The sequence below is a fragment of the Xanthobacter sp. NM-59 genome (genome assembly GCF_021401125.1).
Lineage (GTDB): Bacteria > Pseudomonadota > Alphaproteobacteria > Rhizobiales > Xanthobacteraceae > Xanthobacter.
On the sequence record NZ_JACBFQ010000014.1, the window covers coordinates 1 to 18,722 of the forward strand.

The 18,722-nt window shown below is 65.6% G+C and carries 24 protein-coding genes; 19 read left to right on the plus strand and 5 right to left on the minus strand.

The annotated features are described in order from the left end of the window. From L0966_RS19925 to L0966_RS19945, 5 genes are all read left to right on the plus strand, one after another. Positions 1-77: dinitrogenase reductase (locus L0966_RS19925; protein WP_234053936.1), on the plus strand; the 77-nt coding region annotated here is incomplete at its 5' end. A gap of 715 nt (positions 78-792) precedes the next feature. Further along, positions 793-1,641: an electron transfer flavoprotein subunit beta/FixA family protein gene (locus L0966_RS19930; RefSeq protein WP_234053795.1), complete on the plus strand. Its 849-nt coding sequence runs from the start codon at positions 793-795 to the stop codon at positions 1,639-1,641. Between the two features lie 42 nt (positions 1,642-1,683). Next, the gene (locus tag L0966_RS19935) at positions 1,684-2,793 is read left to right on the plus strand and encodes an electron transfer flavoprotein subunit alpha/FixB family protein (RefSeq protein WP_234053796.1); all 1,110 of its coding nucleotides are present in this window, start codon (positions 1,684-1,686) and stop codon (positions 2,791-2,793) included. A gap of 10 nt (positions 2,794-2,803) precedes the next feature. Next, positions 2,804-4,111, plus strand: coding sequence for an FAD-dependent oxidoreductase (locus L0966_RS19940; protein ID WP_234053797.1), 1,308 nt, complete (start codon positions 2,804-2,806; stop codon positions 4,109-4,111). Positions 4,112-4,285: 174 nt separating this feature from the next. Continuing rightward, positions 4,286-4,585, plus strand: a complete 300-nt coding sequence (locus L0966_RS19945; RefSeq protein WP_234053798.1) for a ferredoxin family protein — start codon at positions 4,286-4,288, stop codon at positions 4,583-4,585. Positions 4,586-5,063: 478 nt separating this feature from the next. Here L0966_RS19945 and L0966_RS19950 read toward each other — a convergent pair whose 3' ends face one another. The 4 genes from L0966_RS19950 to L0966_RS19965 form a co-directional block, all read right to left on the minus strand. Next, positions 5,064-5,381: a hypothetical protein gene (locus tag L0966_RS19950; RefSeq protein ID WP_234053799.1), complete on the minus strand. Its 318-nt coding sequence runs from the start codon at positions 5,379-5,381 to the stop codon at positions 5,064-5,066. 5 nt (positions 5,382-5,386) lie between these two features. Next, the gene (locus L0966_RS19955; RefSeq protein WP_234053800.1) at positions 5,387-5,650 is read right to left on the minus strand and encodes a hypothetical protein; all 264 of its coding nucleotides are present in this window, start codon (positions 5,648-5,650) and stop codon (positions 5,387-5,389) included. 59 nt (positions 5,651-5,709) lie between these two features. Beyond that, entirely contained in the window at positions 5,710-6,564 is an 855-nt protein-coding gene (locus L0966_RS19960) for a sulfurtransferase (RefSeq protein ID WP_234053801.1), read from the minus strand. A 108-nt stretch (positions 6,565-6,672) separates the two neighbouring features. Next, on the minus strand, positions 6,673-7,134 hold the full coding sequence (locus L0966_RS19965) for a hypothetical protein (protein ID WP_370640792.1): 462 nt from the start codon (positions 7,132-7,134) through the stop codon (positions 6,673-6,675). Between the two features lie 390 nt (positions 7,135-7,524). Here L0966_RS19965 and L0966_RS19970 point away from each other — a divergent pair, with 390 nt between their 5' ends. Continuing rightward, positions 7,525-9,150 (plus strand): FAD-dependent oxidoreductase, encoded by a 1,626-nt coding sequence (locus L0966_RS19970; RefSeq protein ID WP_234053803.1) that lies wholly within the window; start codon positions 7,525-7,527, stop codon positions 9,148-9,150. Positions 9,151-9,202: 52 nt separating this feature from the next. Further along, positions 9,203-9,667, plus strand: a complete 465-nt coding sequence (locus L0966_RS19975; protein WP_234053937.1) for a Rieske 2Fe-2S domain-containing protein — start codon at positions 9,203-9,205, stop codon at positions 9,665-9,667. Positions 9,668-10,024: 357 nt separating this feature from the next. Here L0966_RS19975 and L0966_RS19980 read toward each other — a convergent pair whose 3' ends face one another. After that, positions 10,025-10,612 carry a hypothetical protein gene (locus L0966_RS19980; RefSeq protein ID WP_234053804.1) on the minus strand — a complete coding sequence of 196 codons (588 nt, stop codon included), beginning with the start codon at positions 10,610-10,612 and terminating at the stop codon, positions 10,025-10,027. A gap of 417 nt (positions 10,613-11,029) precedes the next feature. Here L0966_RS19980 and L0966_RS19985 point away from each other — a divergent pair, with 417 nt between their 5' ends. The 12 genes from L0966_RS19985 to L0966_RS20040 all read left to right on the plus strand — a co-directional run bounded on the left by L0966_RS19985 (position 11,030) and on the right by L0966_RS20040 (position 18,688). Next, the gene (locus L0966_RS19985; RefSeq protein WP_234053805.1) at positions 11,030-11,350 is read left to right on the plus strand and encodes an iron-sulfur cluster assembly accessory protein; all 321 of its coding nucleotides are present in this window, start codon (positions 11,030-11,032) and stop codon (positions 11,348-11,350) included. An 81-nt stretch (positions 11,351-11,431) separates the two neighbouring features. After that, complete coding sequence (locus L0966_RS19990; protein WP_234053806.1) at positions 11,432-11,779, plus strand: NifU family protein; 348 nt, start codon at positions 11,432-11,434, stop codon at positions 11,777-11,779. A 40-nt stretch (positions 11,780-11,819) separates the two neighbouring features. Then, entirely contained in the window at positions 11,820-13,013 is a 1,194-nt protein-coding gene (nifS, locus tag L0966_RS19995) for a cysteine desulfurase NifS (RefSeq protein ID WP_234053807.1), read from the plus strand. A gap of 132 nt (positions 13,014-13,145) precedes the next feature. Further along, positions 13,146-13,361 carry a putative nitrogen fixation protein NifT gene (nifT, locus tag L0966_RS20000; RefSeq protein WP_234053808.1) on the plus strand — a complete coding sequence of 72 codons (216 nt, stop codon included), beginning with the start codon at positions 13,146-13,148 and terminating at the stop codon, positions 13,359-13,361. Positions 13,362-13,366: 5 nt separating this feature from the next. Then, complete coding sequence (locus tag L0966_RS20005) at positions 13,367-14,242, plus strand: SIR2 family protein (RefSeq protein WP_234053809.1); 876 nt, start codon at positions 13,367-13,369, stop codon at positions 14,240-14,242. A gap of 347 nt (positions 14,243-14,589) precedes the next feature. Next, complete coding sequence (gene nifB / locus L0966_RS20010) at positions 14,590-16,152, plus strand: nitrogenase cofactor biosynthesis protein NifB (protein WP_234053810.1); 1,563 nt, start codon at positions 14,590-14,592, stop codon at positions 16,150-16,152. 77 nt (positions 16,153-16,229) lie between these two features. Then, positions 16,230-16,454 carry a 4Fe-4S binding protein gene (locus L0966_RS20015; RefSeq protein ID WP_234053811.1) on the plus strand — a complete coding sequence of 75 codons (225 nt, stop codon included), beginning with the start codon at positions 16,230-16,232 and terminating at the stop codon, positions 16,452-16,454. An 11-nt stretch (positions 16,455-16,465) separates the two neighbouring features. Then, positions 16,466-16,783, plus strand: a complete 318-nt coding sequence (locus tag L0966_RS20020; protein ID WP_234053812.1) for an iron-sulfur cluster assembly accessory protein — start codon at positions 16,466-16,468, stop codon at positions 16,781-16,783. A 34-nt stretch (positions 16,784-16,817) separates the two neighbouring features. Beyond that, complete coding sequence (locus tag L0966_RS20025) at positions 16,818-17,369, plus strand: hypothetical protein (protein WP_234053813.1); 552 nt, start codon at positions 16,818-16,820, stop codon at positions 17,367-17,369. Next, entirely contained in the window at positions 17,362-18,135 is a 774-nt protein-coding gene (locus L0966_RS20030) for a 4Fe4S-binding leucine-rich repeat protein (protein ID WP_234053814.1), read from the plus strand. The genes L0966_RS20025 and L0966_RS20030 overlap by 8 nt, the downstream gene beginning before the upstream one ends. After that, positions 18,132-18,449: a nitrogen fixation protein NifZ gene (locus L0966_RS20035; RefSeq protein ID WP_234053815.1), complete on the plus strand. Its 318-nt coding sequence runs from the start codon at positions 18,132-18,134 to the stop codon at positions 18,447-18,449. Before L0966_RS20030 ends, L0966_RS20035 begins: the two co-directional genes overlap by 4 nt. Next, the gene (locus L0966_RS20040) at positions 18,449-18,688 is read left to right on the plus strand and encodes a nitrogen fixation protein NifZ (RefSeq protein WP_234053938.1); all 240 of its coding nucleotides are present in this window, start codon (positions 18,449-18,451) and stop codon (positions 18,686-18,688) included. The genes L0966_RS20035 and L0966_RS20040 overlap by 1 nt, the downstream gene beginning before the upstream one ends. Positions 18,689-18,722: the final 34 nt, after the last annotated feature.

Here is an 18,722-nt window from a genome sequence, read left to right on the forward strand (position 1 = left end):
TGCTCATGGAGCACGGCATCATGAAGGCCGTCGACGAGAGCCAGGTCGGCAAGACCGCCGCCGAGCTCACCGCCTGAGTGTGATGACGCCGGCCGGGACGCTCCGCGACCCGGCCGGGACGCTTATTTCAACCGGCCCCTGATATTCTTTTCCCCGTTACTCGGCTGGCCGGACTGTTCCAAAATTCTTCAAGACTTATTTCGCCTTTTCATCCGACCCCAGATTGATCCCTGGTCCCCCGCCGCGAGGCGGGGGACGTTTTTTGATCAGGGCGTTTCGGGTCACCCCCTCTGCGGCGATACCCGCAGCTGCGACGATGGGCTTTTTCCCGCCCTGCGTCGTCTCCACGACATCGCCCCTACCCCGCCATTGCACGGTGCGGTCCCGGTCCCCCTCGACAGGCCCGCTGCATCGAAATGTCAGTGCCCGCCGCGACACGACAAAGCATTGGACGCGCCCGAGCGTGTCGACCTCATTCCACGTGAAGACTTCGCGACACGGATCCTTCCGCCGGCGCACATCCACGGCCATGGTGGCGCCCCTGCCCCCCATCTTCTGTGCCGGGCCGCCAACCACGACTTGCCGCGCTCTTCCGCGGCCATGCGACAGGGCTTCTGCGAATCTGTCGCGTTCCCGACATGCCCTGTGCGCGCCCGTGGCCCTGGGGAATGGAAGATCCTTCAAAGCGCCTATCAGTTCATTGTTTTATTTCCAGAATCCGACGCGACACCACATTGGCACGGTGCTTGCTGATTGCTGTGCGGAGCCAAGGGAAGGGCTCGGAGCAATCTCATGCACATCGTCGTCTGCATCAAACAAGTCCCGGATTCGGCGCAGATCCGCGTCCATCCCGTCACCAACACGATCATGCGGCAAGGCGTGCCGACGATCATCAATCCGTACGATCTCTTCGCCCTCGAAGAAGCCATGCGCCTGCGCGACAAGTTCGGCGGCGAAGTGACCGTGCTGACCATGGGCCCGCCCTCCGCGGAAGACTCGCTGCGCAAGGCGCTCACCTTCGGCGCCGATCGCGCGGTGCTGCTCACGGACCGCTTCTTCGCCGGCTCCGACACGCTGGCGACCTCGTTCGCTCTCGCCACCGCCATCAAGAAGATCGGCGAGACGTGGGGCAAGCCCGAACTGGTCTTCACCGGCAAGCAGACCATCGACGGCGACACCGCCCAGGTCGGCCCCGGCATCGCCAAGCGGCTCGGCCTGATGCAGGTCACCTACGTCGCCAAGGTCGCCGAGTATGACGGCGCCGAAGGCACGGTGACCCTGGAGCGGCGCGCCGAGGGCGGCACGCAGGTGCTGAAGAGCAAGCTGCCGTGCCTCGTCGCCATGCTGGAAGGCACCAACGAGATCCGTCGCGGCACCATGGCTGACGCCCTGCGCGGCGCCCGCGCCGAGATCATCAAGTGGAGCGCCAAGGACGCTGGCGTCGAGGACCTCACCAAGTGCGGCCTCAAGGGCTCCCCCACCATCGTGAAGCGCGTGTTCGCGCCGAGCCCGCGCGCCGAGAAAGCCAAGTTCATCGAGGTCGCCGAGGGCGCTTCGCTGCCCGACGCGTTGATCGAAGAGATCTTCACCCGTCAGCCCGCTCTCGAGGCCGACCTGACAGAGCTCGCACGCGGGTTCTGAGGTTCCGGGACACCACGAGGCATCAAAAAGAAAGAAGCACCCATGAGTGAGCCGAAAAAAACCCCCGCCCCCGCCGCTGGCGGACGCGCAGCCACCAAGAAGGAGCTGCCGGAACACTTCAAGGCGTATAAGCACGTCTGGGTGTTCGTGGAGCAGGAACGTGGCCAGGTCCATCCCGTGTCCTGGGAGCTGATGGGCGCCGGCCGCCGGCTCGCCGACAAGCTCGGCGTCGAGCTCGCCGCCGTCGTGGTGGGTGCTGAAGGCGAGACCATCCGCAATGCGGTGGCCGAATCCTTCTGCTACGGCGCCGACCTCGCTTATGTGTGCGCCGACCCGGCTCTCACGGACTATCGCAACGAGGCCTATACGGCCGCGATGACGAACCTCGTCAACACCTACAAGCCGGAAATCCTGCTGCTGGGCGCCACCACCCTCGGCCGCGACCTCGCGGGTGCCGTCGCCACCACGCTGCTCACCGGCCTGACCGCGGACTCCACCGAGCTCGACGTGGACACCGACGGCTCACTGGCGGCGACCCGCCCGACCTTCGGCGGCTCCCTGCTCTGCACCATCTACACCCTGAACTATCGCCCGCAGATGGCCACCGTGCGCCCGCGCGTGATGCCCATGCCCGATCGCGTCGAGAAGCCGATGGGCAAGGTGATCGAGCTGCCGCTCGGCATCACCGAGGCCGACATCGTCACCAAGGTGCTGAACTTCATCCCCGATCGCGAGTCGTCCAAGTCCAACCTCGCTTATGCGGACGTGGTGGTGGCCGGCGGCATGGGCCTCGGCTCGCCCGAGAACTTCCAGCTGGTGCGCCAGCTGGCGCAGGCCATGGGCGCCGAATATGGCTGCTCCCGCCCGCTGGTGCAGAAGGGCTGGGTGACCTCCGACCGCCAGATCGGCCAGACCGGCAAGACCATTCGCCCGCGGCTCTACATCGCCGCCGGCATTTCGGGCGCCATCCAGCATCGCGTGGGCGTGGAGGGCGCGGACCTGATCGTCGCCATCAACACCGATAAGAACGCTCCGATTTTCGACTTCGCCCATGTGGGCATCGTGACCGACGCCATCCGCTTCCTGCCGGCGTTGACCGAAGCCTTCCGCAAGCGCCTTTCGGCGCACTCCCGTGACAAGCTGGCCAGCTGAGGATACTCCAATGATCGACGAAAAATTCGACGCGATCGTGGTTGGCGCCGGCATGGCCGGCAACGCCGCCGCGTACACCTTGGCCAAGCGCGGCCTCAAGGTGCTTCAACTGGAGCGCGGGGAGTATTCCGGCTCCAAGAACGTGCAGGGCGCCATTCTCTACGCCGACATGCTCGAGAAGATCGTGCCGGACTTCCGCGAGGACGCGCCCCTGGAGCGCCACCTCATCGAGCAGCGCTTCTGGATGATGGGCGACACCTCCCATGTGGGGCTGCACTATCGTTCCGATGAGTTCAACGAAGAAAAGCCGAACCGCTACACCATCATCCGCGCCCAGTTCGACAAGTGGTTCTCCTCCAAGGTCCGCGAAGCCGGCGCCCTGGTGGTGTGCGAAACCACCGTCACCGAGCTGGTGCAGGACGCCTATGGCAAGGTGATCGGCGTCAAGACCGATCGCGGCGGCGGCCAGATCCATGCCGATGTGGTGGTGCTGGCCGAAGGCGTGAGCGGCCTGCTCGGCACCCGCGCCGGCCTGCGCAAGATCCCCAAGCCCACCGATGTGGCGCTCGCGGTGAAGGAGATGCACTTCCTGCCGCAGGAAGTCATCGAGGAGCGCTTCAACATCAAGGGCAATGAAGGCGCGGTCATCGAGGCCGCCGGCACCATCTCCAAGGGGATGACCGGCATGGGCTTCATCTACACCAACCGGGAGTGCATCTCGCTCGGCATCGGCTGCCTGGTGTCGGACTTCCAGAAGGGCGGCGAAAGCCCCTATACCCTGCTGGAGAAGTTCAAGAAGCACCCGTCGGTGGCGCCCCTCATCGAAGGCTCCGAGGTGAAGGAATATGCCGCCCACCTCATTCCCGAGGGCGGCTACAAGGCGATCCCGCAGCTGTTCGGCGACGGCTGGGTGGTGGTGGGCGACGCGGCCCAGCTCAACAACGCGATCCACCGCGAGGGCTCGAACCTCGCCATGACCTCCGGCCGCATCGCCGCCGAGGCCATCTTCCAGGTCAAGTCCCGCAAGGACCCGATGACCGCAGCGAACCTCTCGCTGTACAAGAAGATGCTGGAAGAGTCCTTTGTCATGAAGGACCTCAAGAAGTACAAGGACATGCCGCAGCTTCTGCATGTCCAGTCGCAGAACTTCTTCCTCACCTATCCGCAGCTCGTCAACAAGGCGATGCAGAACTTCGTGCGCGTCGACGGCACGCCGAAGAAGGAGAAGGAGAAGCTGACGATGAAGTCGTTCACCTCCGCGCGGTCTTGGGCGGGCCTGTTTGGCGATGCCTTCAAGCTCGCCCGGGCGTGGCGCTGAGGCGGGGCTGATCGGTAAACCTGTCCGCGTCGGGCGAAACCCCCCGGCGCGGACGAGCTGGAACAGCCGGCGCTCAAACCGGTTCACGCCGGCGGCTCCAGCAGTTGTGACGACGCGTTTTCTTCTCGCGAACCGGTATCCACTTCGCTTGAAAACGCTTTAGGGGAGATGGACATGGCAAGCACGGAACCCGCGGTCCGCGTCGAGGACAAACTCTTCCAGAACCGCTATCTGGTGGACGCCGGACGCGCCCACATCAAGGTTCGGTCCCACACCGAGCCGACCCCGGCCCTGAAGGCGCTTCTGACCGCCTGCCCGGCCCGCTGCTACGAGCTGAACGACAAGGGGCAGGTGGAGATCACCGCCGACGGCTGCGTGGAATGCGGCACCTGCCGCATCATCGGCGAGCCCTCGGGCGACATCGAGTGGAACTATCCGCGCGGTGGCTACGGCGTTCTGTTCAAGTTTGGCTGACCCCGACACGGCCAGCCCCCCACAATTGCCAGACCACGCCGCGCGCCATTGAAACGTGCGGCGTGGCGTCGAGTTGCCCGATCCGCTCCTCACGGTGAGACGCCGTTATTTCAGTCTCAAACCGCAGCGGATCATATGAATTGCAATGAAACGTTCATGCATTGTTTCAGCCGCACCGGGCACCTCGCCGGGTGCGGCTGATTTTTTGCCCCCCAGGCGACGCCGAATGCGACGCCGAATGCGACGCCCAAGGCGAGACCAAAGACCACGCGGAAGACCTGGCCAAGGTGATGTTCCGCGCTCGACCATCGACGCCTTCCGCCCGCCGACACCGCGACAAACGAGACACGAAAATGCAAAGAGCTGCGACGACAAAGTCATCGCAGCTCTTTGCTGATGCAATCCCGGCCTGAAGGCCCCATGCCCGTGCGCGTCAGCGACGGCGGCCCGGCTCAGCGCACTCCGCCGCCAGCTGGCCTCACTCGATGCCTTCGGAGCGGGCGCGCCACATCATGGCGATGCGGAAGCGTTCATTGATGGCGGCGGGGCTCGCCAGAATCTCGGCTTCCGCCAGATCGAAAGCCGCCTTCACCTTGTCCGCCTCTTCCTGGGTCAGCGTCACCCGGCCGGCCATGTGGGTGGCGTCCGGCGAGACGTCCCAGATCTTGCGGCGATTGGGATGCAGCTTCACCTCCATGAGGTCGAAGGCTTCCAGGGTTCCATCCAGCATGATGGCGAGGCCGACGACCTCGAGCTTGCGTCCATCCGCAGTGGTCTTGATCAATGTAGTCGCCATGGTGATCACCCGTCTTGAATGGCCAGCCAGCTATAGCCCCCCTGGTCCCAGAGCTGAGCCAGCATCTGGTCACAGGTCCAATCTGGATATTGCGCCTTCACGGCATCAAAATCCGAACGAAAACGTTCCGCGTCCTCGCCCTCGATGGCCGCAGTCATCTGCTCCGCCTTAAAGCGAAGCACATAATGTGCCCCGTCGGCGCTGGCCTGAAGGGAATACTCCTCCCCTTCGCAAACCAGCTCCAAAGCATCACCTTGCTCGCCACTCATCTCAGCGCTCCCGGCTTGCCCATCGCTGGCTTGGATCGCGTCTTCCGTTGCCGGCGCCGTCAGGCGGCCGCCGGCGTGTCCTCGGCCAGGCCCCATTCGGCCCAGGAGCCGTCATAGACCGCTGCCGCCTTGCACCCGATCACGTACAGAGCGAGCGCCAGCACGCACGACACGGTCGCCGAGGCGCAGGTGACGACGATAGGCTTTGCCACATCGAGGCCCGCCGCCGCGAACCGCGCCGCAATGGCCTGCGGCGACACCAGCTCCCCGGTCTCGGGTACGATGAGGTCGCCCCATGGCAGATTCACGGCATTGGGAATGTGGCCGTGCTTCTTGGCCGGGAATAGATCTTCCTGGCTGCCGTCGAACTTGGCCGGGCCGCGCGCGTCCACCACCTGCTCGGTAACGGAGGCAAGGTTCGCGCGCATCTGCGCGATGGTGCGCACCAGCTCCGGCGAGAAGGTGGAGCTGAAGCTCTTGGGCTCCGGCCGCACCGGCGACATTTCGGTGGCCCGCTTCTCGGCGGTCCACTTGCCATAGCCGCCATCGAGCACGACGACCTTGTCGTAGCCGAACACGCGGAACATCCACCACACGCGCGCCGCGGCGGAACCGCCGCAATTGCGGTCATAGACCACCACGGTGTCTCCGTCGCCGATGCCCAGCAGCCCCACCTTCTTGGCGAAGTCGGCAGCCGAGGGCAGCATATGCGGCAGGCCCGTGGACTTGTCGGCCACATGGTCGATGTCGAAATGAACGGCGCCCGGCAGGTGGCGACCGCGATATTGGGTGCGGCCGTCGAGATTGGTACTCTCGTGGTGCCAGGTACAGTCGAGAATCTTGAGATCCGGGTCCGAAAGATGCTCGGTCAGCCATTCGGTGCTGACCAGGGCCCCGGGAAGTGTGGTGGTCATGAGATCACGGGCTCCTTCTCGGCGGGCCGGCACCGCGCCCTTCGCGCGCGCCGGAGATCACGACTGCAGCCGCGCCGGCCCCGAAGGGCGCGGCGCGGGACCTTGACCTCAGCGAACCTTCGGCATCTCGAAGCCGGGACGCGGATGGCTGTCATAGTAATCCGCGCGCTCCGGCCAGCCGCCTTCGGGGTTGAACTTGAAGCTCACCACCTTCACCGGCGCATTGGTGGAGACGGACACTTCGGTGAACTTGATCTCGCGCGGGCCCGGACCGCAGGAGAAATCGGCCACCACGGTGCCGTCGGCGGTGGTGGCGCGGGCGAAGCCGGGGGTGCCCACGTCATGGCCCGGAACCGGGTTGGCGACGAAGCTGGGAACCTCGGAGCCGTCCTCGGACGGGGTGTTGAAGGCCGGAGTGGCAAAGGTGAAGGTGGCGAGCTTGCCGCTGCGGTCCACCGCCATGTCGGCGGAAACGGGGCGGGCCACGGAATAGACCGTCAGGGTGCCGCCAGCCAGCAGCTCCTTGATCTCGTCCAGCGACTTCTGGGCGAATTGGGACGCGACGTTCATCTTGCTCTCCAAAGGCAAAAGGTTCGCCTTCAGATGATCAAATTCCATGCCAATTCGCCGTCGCCCCTCATGCCCACCGAGGCCGAACCAGCGCGAGCCCTTGCGCCGACAGGAGCGGACGAGGCGCGACCCGGGGCCATCGCCCGGCAGCCCCATGGCGCGGGCGCCGCGCCGGGCGCCGGAGCCATGTCGGGAAGCTGCCGCAATCCGTAAGAATACGACGTTGTCCGTGTCCGCTTGTCGCCCCTCGGCGCCCACATTGTCAGGAGCGCTCACCGGAGGCGACCTGTTTCCCTTTCGGGCGAAGGCTTTGCGCCGATTGTCCGGCCGCCGGCGCGGGTGAGCGCGAATCTTGCAAGGCTTCCAAGGACGCAATGCGAAGGACAGTCCATGCTCGACACAGCGATCATCGGCGGCGGACTTTGCGGCCTGGCCCTGGCCCGGCACCTGAAGCGGCAGAACCGCGATTTCGCCATCTACGAGGCGCGCCCCCGCCTTGGCGGTCGCATCCTCACCGTGGTTTCCGCCACCACGGGCGAGGCGCTCGATCTCGGCCCCACCTGGTTCTGGCCGGACACCCAGCCCCTTATCACCGCCTTCCTCTCGGACCTGGGCCTGCCCACCTTCGCCCAGCATGACGAGGGCGCGGTGCTGCACCTGGCCGAGGCCGACAAGGCCGCCCAGGCGCTCGCCACGCCGAACGTCCATGGCGGCGCCCGCCGCGTTGAGGGCGGCGTGAGCCGGCTCATTGCCACCCTGGCGGAGGACCTGCCCGAAGAGGCCATCCACCTTTCGCATGTGCTGGTGGCGGTGGCCGATGCCGGCGACCATGTGAAGCTCACCTTCCGCGCCAACGACGTGCTGATGGTGGTGGAGGCGCGCCATGTGGTGATCGCCCTGCCGCCGCGGCTGGTGGCGGAAACCGTGCGCTTCGAGCCCGAGCTCGATGCCGCCACCCGCGACGCCATGGGCGCCGCCCCCACCTGGATGGCCGCCCAGGCCAAGGTGGCCATCGCCTATAACAAGCCCCATTGGCGCGAGGCGGGCCAATCGGGCAACGCCTTCGTCACCCATGACCAGGCCGTGGTGGGCGAGATCTTCGACGCCTGCGATGCCAGCGGCACCAAGGCCGCCCTCGGCGGCTTCCTCTCCTTCCCCCCGGAGCTGCGCGAGACCTTCGCCGTGGGCCTGCCCATGCTCATGAAGAGCCAGATGGTGCAGGTGTTCGGCAGCACCCTCGACGGCGACGGCGAGCTGCACTTCCAGGACTGGGCGCGCGAGCCCTTCACCTGCAGTGCCCGCGACCGGGCCGAGCCGGCGGGCGAGCACGTGGCTTTCTCCAATCCCCTGCTGCGGCGCCCCCTGTGGGACGGCCGGCTGCTGCTCGGCGGATCGGAAACGGCGACCCAGGGCGCCGGCTATCTGGAAGGGGCAATCGAGGCCGCCCGGCGGATCGAGCGCTCATTGTCGCGCCTGCGCGCCGCGGAAGCGGAGGATGACGGATTGCCGACCGTCGGCGGCTCCGTCAATGCGGTCAGCCTCGCCCGGTTCGCCGCCTGGGTGGCGGGCCAGAACGATGCCGCCTTCGACGCTTATCGCGTCCGCCTCAACCGGGCGCTGGCGGCGCAGGAGCGCGACCAGCTGGCCCAGCGCGCCATCCTCGGCGCGGTCGAGGACATTTACGACCGCGCCCTCGACATGCTGGACACCCTGCCCCTCGACATGCGCGAGGTGAGCGTGGACAAGGGCCGCTCGGCGCTGATGCCGGACGTGCAGCAGCCGTTCCGCGATTTCATCCAGACCCTCATCGACGATGTGGTGGCGTTCAACCGCACCTCCTGCGCCCTGTCCAATTTCCCGGACGAGCACCACTTGTCGAAGGAGTACATGCAGACAATCTTGAGGGATATCGCCGCCGCATGGCGGGATTTCTCCCTCGCCGCCAATCGCCGCCTGCTGGCCAAGGCCGAAATGGGACGGACGGAACAGGCGGCGCGGCCGGAGCTGGCATCGTGACCCCCACGCGCCAGCACAGCCGCAAAGGATCGGAGCCGTGAACGAGGACGCAATGGAAACCGAAGTCGCACAGAACGAAGCCACAGGCGAAGTCGTCGCCTACGCCATCTGCAGCATGAGCGACATCCCGAGCCAGAGGGCGCGGGGGTTTCAACTGGTGCGCCTCGACGAGAACGGCCAGGAGCAGCCGTTCAACATCGTCGTGGTGCGCTGGGGCAAGCAGGTGTTCGGCTATGAGAACATCTGCCCCCACCAGCAGGTGAACCTGGACTGGGAGCGAAACCAGTTCATGGATCCGAACGGCATCCGCCTCATGTGCGGCAAGCACGGCGCCCTGTTCGAGATCGGCACCGGCACCTGCCTCGACGGCCCCTGCAAGGGCGAGGGCCTCACCCCCGTGCCCCTGGCGGTGCTCGACAACGACATCTGCGTGGTCGGCATCCCCCTCGCGGAGGACGTGGATGACGACGACGAGGAGGAAATCACCTCCTGCTCGGACGAGGGCGGCGGCGTCTGAGCGCCCGCGCGAACCGGATCCGGATGGGCCGCGCTCGTCCGGATCGAAGGCCTCGGCGAGGCCGTCCAGGCTGTTTCAGCGTTTCTATGAATACTGAAACCGTCGACTTTTTACCGCACTTCATTCCCGGCGCACCGGTTCCCACCTCGCTCGGAAGCATCCGCGGTCAATGTGATATCCGGCGCGAATGGCCTAAGGCCGGCCGGCATGACGGCGGCAGTGGCAGCGTCACTTCCGGTGCGGCCGCGGCCGACAGCACGCCCCTCTTTCCCAACCCCTTCGCGACACGCCGCCCAAAACGAAACGGGGGTGCCAGGCACCCCCGTCGTCCGCGTCGGAGACCGCTTTCGGCGTGGTTCAGACCGGCCGGTTCTCGTTGCGGTTCTTCACCGGCTCCATGACCGAGAGGCCCTGCTCATAGGTGATGGGCTCGAAATTGTCGCTCCAGGCCTGCGCGGCGGCCAGCACCACCTCGGTCTTGCCGGCGGTGTCGAGCTTCTTGGTGTCGTTCTTGTCGATGCTGAGGAGATCGGTCATCTCCTTCCACACGGTGGATTCATCGCACGGCAGCACATAAAACTTCTTATCGCCGACGGAAACGAGATACTTCTTCAGAAGGTCGATGTTGTTGGCGAAGATGAAGTACTTGCCGTCGGGGCCGAGCGCGTCGCCGAGCACATCGGCCACGTCCTTCAGGAAGGCGAAGTTCTGCAGGTAGCCGGCAAGCACCGGAATGGTGTCCTTGCCTTCCTCGCCCACGGTGATCACCTGCTCCATGACGGTTTCCGGCGGGCGCTTCTCATCGGCGAGCTGGGCCTGGAACTTCAGGGCGATGTCCCCACGGAAGCCGAAACGGCCCGGCTTCGTCTGCTGCTTCAGCACGGCGTTGAGCAGGCGGCCTTCCTTTTCCAGCCGGCCGAGGGGGGTTTCGTCGATCGCGGTCATGTCTGGTCTCCGAGTTGTCACGCACGACGCTTCTTGGCACAGGTGGCGCGGCGCACGGCCTGCGCGGACGCAAGCGCGATCCTCATGCAAGTGCTTTGCCGAAGCCGAATGTCGCAAAGACGAAAACGTCGCCCGCTCGCACCGGGCACCCCCTCAATCCCGCCGACGACACGGCACCACGCGGCCAACCCCTTGCCGGCTCGCGGTTTCGGGCCCGCCGCCGTCCGCGCACGGGCTGCGACATCGCGCCTCGCACGGACGCCGCGCCGCATCATCCCGGAGCTGTCCGAAACCCAACACGCGTCGGAAACGCAACAGCTGCGTTCCAAAAAATTGATATAAATCAGTTCATTGGCGAATGGCACGCGGTTTGCTTGACCTCAACCCAAAGCGTACCAAGCACCGAAGGTCGAGCCGATGATCAATTTGACCGACAGCGCACTGCATGCCGTCCGCGAGGCCATCAGCAGCGCCCCAGAACCCATGGGTGGTCTGCGCATCATGGTCGAGGCGGGCGGATGTGCCGGATACAAGTACATGATGGGCCTCGTCAATGACGGAGAGCCCGACGACACCGTGATCGAGCGCGAAGGCGTGAAGGTGTTCGTGGACATGAACAGTCACGACCTCCTGGCCGGCACCACCATCGACTTCGTGGTGGCCCTGGAAGGCTCGGGCTTCACCTTCGAAAACCCGAACGCCACCTCCAGCTGCTCCTGCGGCAAGTCTTTCGGCTGAGCCCGAACCGGCCGCCCGGCCCCGCCGGGCGCGTCCACCAGAGCCTGAACGAAACGAACCCCTTACGAAGAGGACAGTGCGATGTTGGCCGAGACCGAGGCGCTCAAGACCGAAGAGCACAAGACCAAGTCCGACCGTCAGGCCGAGCGCGAGGCGATCATCCGCGCCGTCATCGACGAGGTTCGCCCGAACTTGAAGCGCGATGGCGGCGACTGCGAGCTGGTCGAGATCGACGGCAACAAGGTCATGGTCAAGATGACCGGCGCCTGTGTCTTCTGCAAGCTGGCCAGTGAGACCATCGAGGGCATCCAGTCGAAGATCGTGGAGCGCCTGGGTGAGTTGGTGCGCCTTATCCCGGTGGCTGGCAGCCTGAACAAGCCGCTGGTGAACCTGAAGGCCCCCACCCCGGCCCCGACCCCGGCGCAGTGAGCTCCGGGCCGTCCACCGCAGGATCATGAGGGGAGTTGCCGTGTCGCCCGTCTATCTCGACAACAATGCGACGACCCGGACCGATCCGGCGGTGGTTCAGGCCATGCTGCCGTTCTTTTCGGAGCATTTCGGCAACGCCTCCTCCACCCACGTCTTCGGCGAGAAGGTGGGCGAGGCGCTGCGGGCCGCGCGCAAGCAGCTGCAGGCCCTGCTCGGCGCCGCCTATGATCACGAGATCATCTTCACCTCGGGCGGCACGGAATCCGACAATGCCGCCCTCCTCTCCGCCCTTGAGGGTCAGGAGGGGCGCGACGAGATCGTGACCACCAAGGTGGAGCACCAGGCCATCCTCGCCGTGGTGGCGCACCTGGAAAAGACGCGCGGCATCAAGGTCCACCAGATCGGCGTGGACCGCCAGGGCCGGCTGGACATGGACGCCTATGCGGCCGCCCTCGGCCCGCGCACAGCCCTTGCCTCGGTGATGTGGGCGAACAACGAGACCGGCACCCTCTTCCCCGTGAACGAGCTGGCCCAGATGGCCCATGCGGCTGGGGCACTGTTCCACAGCGACGCCGTGCAGGCCGTGGGCAAGGTGCCCATGGACCTCAAGTCCATGGAGATCGACATGCTGTCGCTCTCCGGACACAAGCTGCATGGTCCCAAGGGCATCGGCGCGCTCTATGTGAAGAAGGGCGTGAAGTTCAAGCCGCTCATCCGCGGCGGACATCAGGAACGCGGCCGGCGCGGCGGCACGGAGAATGTGCCGGGCATCATCGGCCTCGGCGCCGCGGCGGAACTGGCGCTGGCGCACTTGGAGGAAGAATCCACCCGGGTGAAGGCCCTGCGCGACCGGCTGGAACAGGGCGTGCTGCAGCAGATTCCGCACACTTTGCTCAATGGCGAACCCGGCAACCGCCTGCCCAACACCGCCAATATCGCCTTTGAATATCTGGATGGCGAAGCGGTCCTCACCCATCTCAACCGGGCCGGCATCGCCACCTCCACCGGCTCCGCCTGCACCTCCGGCTCGACCGAGCCTTCCCATGTGCTGCGGGCCATGGATCTGCCCGCCACCGCGCTCCACGGCGCCATCCGCTTCTCGCTGTCGCGCGAGAATTCGGGGGAGGATGTGGACCGCGTGCTGGAGGTGCTGCCGGACATCATCACCAAGCTTCGGGACATGTCCCCGGCATGGAAGAACCGGCAGGGCGAGCCTGCCTCCTCCCATGCCTGATCCCCTTTTCCCCTTCGCGCGCGGCCGTGCCTCCACGGGCACCGCGCGCTTCCGGAATGACCGCCAGGGGCGCGCCGCGCGCTCCGGCCATGGTCGCAGCGGCGAGTTGAACTCGATCCAGGAGCCCAACGTATGAAAATCATGATTCGCCGTTCCCCGGAGATGGGTCTGTCGATCTATGTCCCGAAGAAGGACCTCGAGGAGCCGATCGTGGAGAGCGAGCACGAAACCCTGTGGGGCGGCTGGATCAAGATCGCCAACGGCTGGGTGCTGGAGCTGCCCGAGATGGCGGCTGACACCTCCCTGCCGATCACCGTGAACGCCCGCAAACGCGGCGAAGACGAGTAAGCACCATGAACCTGCCCCTCCCCCCCGGGGACATCCTCAAGCTCGCCGATGCGGAAGCGGTTCTCGCGGACGTGGCGCGCGAGCTGCCTTCGGGCAACATCGTCCCCTATCTCGGCCCCGCCATCAGCGAGGGAGTCAATCCGGCCGTCCCCATGACTCCGGACGCCCTCGCGGCCTTCTTCGCCACCAAGGTGGCTCTGCCGAAGCGCGCCAAGGGCAACCCCTGGGCCTCGGCGCAGCACATCGAGGGCACGAAGCTCCGGGCCACCGTGGTCGCCTTGATGACGGAAGCCTTCACGCCGAAGGTGGAGCCCACCGCGCTCCATCGCCTTCTCGCGTCGCTGCCGCTGCCGGTCATCGTGGACACCTGGTATGACGGGACCATGCGCACGGCGCTCGCCGGGCGCTCGGACTGGGGTGAGGTGCAGGGCATCAGCCGCGCCGGCATCGGCGAGGACCGCTGGTATCGCTTCTACGATGCCGCCGGCGCCGAATCCAACCGCGATGCCGCCGAGAGCTGGAGCACCATTCTCTACACGCCCCACGGCAGCGTCGCGCCCGCCAAGAACTACCTCATCTCCGACGCGGACTATGTGGAAGTTCTGACCGAGATCGACATCCAGACGCCGATCCCCGACATCATCAAGCACCGCCGCACGGAACGGACCTTCCTGTTCCTCGGCTGTCGCTTCCACGACCAGATGCTGCGCAACTATGCGCGGCAGATTTCCAAGCGCTCGCGCACACCTCACTTCGCGCTGGTGAACCCGGACGAGCTCACCAAGAACGAATTGAAGTTCCTGCTGGAGTACGCCATTACGCCCATCGCCGTTCCCACGCCCCGCGCCATCGAGATCATCATCGAAAACGCCAAGGCCTGAACGCGAAGCTTCCATCGCGGGGCCCGTCTGCGCAGACGGGCCCCGCTTTCTTTTGGCGCCTGCCCTTCGGGCCCCGCCGGCCGCCTCCGTATTTTCCCGGAATGGCGGCGGGCCTTGCGATGAAGTAGAGGGTGCAGTGTCGTGCGCTCCGTTCACTTCCGACGCACGTGTAACTTTTCCAACATGTCATGACCGCCCTGCCCCGCTGTTTGGAACGCGACAGAGCCGCATTGACATAACCCACTGACAATTTAGACGAATTCTCCGCCGCCCAAGCTGGCACGCGAGTTGCTCCACAAGGCCCAGGATAAGTTTTTGGGATCCTGCTGAGAGCAAGGAGCAGAACCATGGACGCGACGACACAGCACGAGGGCGATGCCATTGGCATGTCCGACAAGCTCGCGGAGATCATGCAGTCGAAGGCCGAGCACCAGGGTTGCGGCACCTCCGGTGGTTCGGGCAAGGCCAGCTGCGGCTCGTCCGCCGGCCAGGGCGACCTGCCCACCGAGATCTGGGAGAAGGTGAAGAACCATCCCTGCTACTCGGAAGAGGCGCACCATCACTACGCCCGCATGCACGTTGCCGTGGCCCCCGCCTGCAACATCCAGTGCAACTACTGCAATCGCAAGTATGACTGCGCCAATGAGAGCCGCCCCGGCGTCGTCTCCGAGAAGCTGACCCCTGAGCAGGCCGCCAAGAAGGTGCTGGCCGTGGCCTCCACCATTCCGCAGATGACCGTGCTCGGCATCGCCGGCCCGGGCGACCCGCTCGCCAACCCGGAAAAGACCTTCAAGACCTTCGAGCTGATCAACAAGACCGCTCCGGACATCAAGCTCTGCCTCTCCACCAACGGTCTGGCCCTGCCTGACCATGTGGAGACCATCGCCGGCTTCAACGTCGACCATGTAACCATCACCATCAACATGGTGGACCCGGAAGTCGGCGCGAAGATCTATCCGTGGGTGTTCTGGAAGCACAAGCGCTATACCGGCTACGAGGCGGCCAAGATCCTCACCGATCGCCAGCTTCAGGGCCTGGAAATGCTCACCGAGCGTGGCATCCTGTGCAAGATCAACTCGGTCATGATCCCCGGCATCAACGACAACCACCTGGTTGAGGTGAACCGGGCCGTGAAGTCGCGCGGCGCCTTCCTGCACAACATCATGCCCCTCATCTCCTCGCCCGAGCACGGCACCGTGTTCGGCCTCAACGGCCAGCGCGGCCCGACCGCCCAGGAGCTCAAGGCGCTCCAGGACCGGTGCGAAGGCGAGATGAACATGATGCGTCACTGCCGCCAGTGCCGCGCCGACGCCGTGGGCCTCCTGGGCGAGGACCGCTCGGCCGAGTTCACCACCGACAAGATCATGGCCATGGAGGTCAATTACGACCTTGAGAGCCGCCAGGCCTACCAGGCCCTGGTGGAGGAAGAGCGCGTCGCCAAGGTGGCCGCCAAGCAGCAGGAGCTTGAGAGCCTCGCCGGCGAGCAGAGCGACATCAAGCTCCTGGTCGCGGTCGCCACCAAGGGCTCGGGACTGGTGAACGAGCACTTCGGCCACGCCAAGGAGTTCCAGGTGTGGGAGCTCTCCACCGCCGGTGCCAAGTTCGTCGGCCACCGCCGCGTGGACCTCTACTGCCAGGGCGGCTACGGCGAGGAAGACTCGCTGGAGACCATCATCCGCGCCATCAACGACTGCCACGCGGTGTTCGTGGCGAAGATCGGCGGATGCCCGAAGGCGGACCTCATCAAGGCCGGCATCGAGCCCGTGGACCAGTTCGCCCACGAATTCATCGAGAAGTCGGCCATCACCTGGTTCAAGGACTACCTGGCCAAGGTGAAGAGCGGCGAGATCGAGCACACCGTGCGCGGTGACGCCGAGATCCGCCAGGGCGCCCTCATCAGCGCCGCCTGAAGCTTCCCATCGGATCGGACCGGGGCATTCCGCGCGAATGCCCCGGCTCCAGCGCAAAGCCAACAGAGGACCAAGCCATGGCGCTGAAGATCGTCGCCTCGCAATGCACCAGCTGCTCGGCCTGCGAGCCGGAATGCCCCAACGTGGCCATCTTCGAGAAGAACGGCACGTTCGTGATCGATCCCGCGAAGTGCACCGAGTGCATCGGCCACTATGACGCGCCCCAGTGCGCCGCGGTGTGCCCCGTGGACGACACCTGCATCATCGACAATTCCTACCCCCGCTATCAGCCGCCCGCATAGGATCCGCGCCGATGAACTTCTCTCTCACGCCCGCCGCCAAGCGCTTCATCCGCCTCATGATCATGAGCGACGGCGGCCCCGGCGCCGGGTTCCGCATGGCGGTGTCGCCGGGCGGATGCTCGGGCCTCAATGCCGAGATCGCGGTGCTGCCGGAACCCACCCCGGGCGACGCCGTGGTGGAGCGCGAAGGCCTCAAATTCTTCCTGCCGGCCGAAAGCCGGCTGCTGCTGGACGGCGTGACGGTGGACTTCACCGACACCCCCGCCAAGACCGGCCTCGTGTTCCACGACCCGAAGGCCACCGGCACCTGCTCCTCGCACGCGCACTGAGCGCGGCGGGATCAGCGGATCGACGAGGATGGGGATGAAGGCGGCCGAGTTGGACGACGATCCGGACGCCCTCACCCCCGAGGCGCTGCTGGCCAGCGCCGTGATGGGTGGGGGTCTGCCCGCCGCGGCGCAGGAGCACCTGGAACAGGCCGGGCTCTCCTACCAGCACTCCGAGGTGGCGCTGCGCCATCTGATGGCGGCGCAGGACATCGCCCCGGATCATGCGGCGGTGCTCATCGGGCTCTACCGCTTCTATTTCTACAAGGGCCGGCTGCAGGAGTGCCTTGGCGTCGCCCGCCAATGCCTCGCCAAGGCTCAGCGCGAAACCAACCTGCCGGCCGACTGGCGCGACATTCGGCCGACGGACGCGGAGTTCAACCGGTATGACCGGCTGATGCCGCGCTTCTTCATGTTCACGTTGAAGGGCTACGCCTACCTCAACATGCGCCTGGGTGAGCTGGAGGAAGGTCGCGCGGCGGCCGAGAAGCTCCTGGAACTCGACCCTTCCGACAAGATCGGGGCCCGCCTGTTGATCGACGTGCTGAACCGGGCCGAAGCCGCCCGAGCGGAGCAGGACGATGACTGACGACATCGACGAGGCCAAGAACTGGCTCGGTGACGACATCGACTGCGCGCGCTGCGCCCATGTGGACATGGTGGCCACGGGCAAGTGCCGCCTGAAGCACGCCTGCGTCAATGACCGCTACGCCCGGCGCATCGACCGCTTCTTCAACTGGAACCCCGAGCTCGCCAACGGCTATGTCCGGCATGAGCATTTCGAGGTGCGCGCCATTTCCGCCAAGCATGCGGACGTGTTCGTGCTGCCGCCCTTGCTGGACGACCCCGAGGAGACGGTGCGCTGGAACGCCGCGCGACGTCTGCCCAAGCGCCTGATCCTACGCCTGCGCAACGATCCGCACCGCGAGGTGCGCATTCGCCTGGTGTCCCTGCTGGAAGATTCCGAGCTGATCCCCATGCTGGCGGATCCGGATTACTATGTGCGCCTGGTCGTGGCCCGCCGCGTCGCCCCGCCTCTGCTCTCGCGCCTCATCAATGACGAGGAGGAGCAGGTACGCAAGGTGGTCGCCCAGCGCCTGCCAGCCGAGTGGCTGCCGAACATGATGACGGACCCCAATCCCATGGTCCGTCTGGAAGTGGCCCAGCGCCTGCCGGCGGACCTTCTCTCCGGGCTGATCCGCGACCCCGATTGGCGGGTGCGCCATGAGGTGGCCAACCGCATCGGCCTCGACCACATCGAGCCGCTCCTGGAAGACCCCGACGATTTCGTTCGTGAAGTGGCCCGCACGCGCCAGGCCGGCGGGCAGCCACTGATGAAGGAGATGCCACGATGAGCAATATTGTTCGCGACAGCGACGTTGTGGAGATTTCCGAGCCGCCTTACTTCTCCTTCGGAGAGAAGGTCAAAGCCAAGCGGGTCATCCGCAACGACGGCACCTATGCCGGAAAGGAGATTGGCGAGATCCTCGCGCGGAAAGGCGAGATCGGCTACGTCGTCTCCATCGGCACATTTCTCCAGCAATTCTACATTTATGGCGTTGAATTCACCGAGAGCGGCAACCGCGTCGGCATGAAGCGCAAAGAGCTTGAGCCCACCACCCCGCGGGATGAAGAAGACATTCCCCTGCCCGGAGTACCCAGCGCATGATGTTCGACACCCGCCTTCCCAAGTATGACTGGGGCATGAAGGTCAAAACCCTCATCGAGCTGCGCAATGACGGTTCCTTCCCGGACGCCCCGGCGGATGCGCTGCTGGTGGGCCTTGGCTCCGTGGGCGAGATCGTCCAGGTGGGCAACCATACGGAAACCAACACGCCCATCTACCTGGTGGAGTTCAACGAGCACATGGTGATCGGCTGCCTTGAGGAAGAGATCGAGCCGGCGTGAGCGGCCGATCCCCTTAAGCGCACCGCGAGAGAGG